Consider the following 627-nt stretch of genomic DNA (forward strand, 5'->3'; position numbering starts at 1 on the left):
TGGTGCCCCGTCTTCACACCGGCGTGCACGTTGAGGATCGAGATGAAGCGCGCGAACACGTGAGCGGTCGTGATGAACAACAGGGTCGAGGCGCCGGGGGTGGTGAGCACATCGTTGAGCGCCACGAAGCAGTTGCGGGACAGCTCCACGAAGTTGCTGTGGGTGAGCACGCAGCCCTTGGGGCGGCCCGTCGACCCCGACGTGTAGATGAGGGTGGCGATGTCATCCCCGTTCGCGAGGTTCCGACGGCGCTCGATCTCGTCGTCTTCGACACCGGTGCCCTCGGAGACCATGCGGTCCAGGTCGCCGGCGTGCATCGCCCACACCGATCGGATGAGGGGGAGGTCGCCTCGGACCTCTTCGAGCCGCGCGGCGTGGTCCTCCGATTCCACGATGCACGCGACCGCTCCGGAGTCGGCGAGGTTCCAGGCGATCTGCGACGACGACGACGTCTCGTAGATCGGAACCATCACGGCGCCGGCGAAGAGCAGCGCGAAGTCCACAAGCGTCCAGTCGTACGTGGTGCGCGCGATGAATCCGACCTTGTCGCCGGGTTCGATGCCGGCCGCGACGAGGCCCTTCGCGAGGGCGATGACCCGCTCATGGAACTGCGCGGCGGTGATGTCG

1 protein-coding gene is annotated in these 627 nt (G+C 66.8%); it reads right to left on the minus strand.

Annotated features, from left to right (window positions below; genetic code table 11):
• Window positions 1-627: AMP-binding protein (locus B4E30_RS08800; RefSeq protein ID WP_286794810.1), on the minus strand; the 627-nt coding region annotated here is incomplete at both ends.

The sequence above is a fragment of the Microbacterium sp. UBA3394 genome, assembly GCF_002358725.1.
GTDB lineage: Bacteria > Actinomycetota > Actinomycetes > Actinomycetales > Microbacteriaceae > Microbacterium > Microbacterium luteum.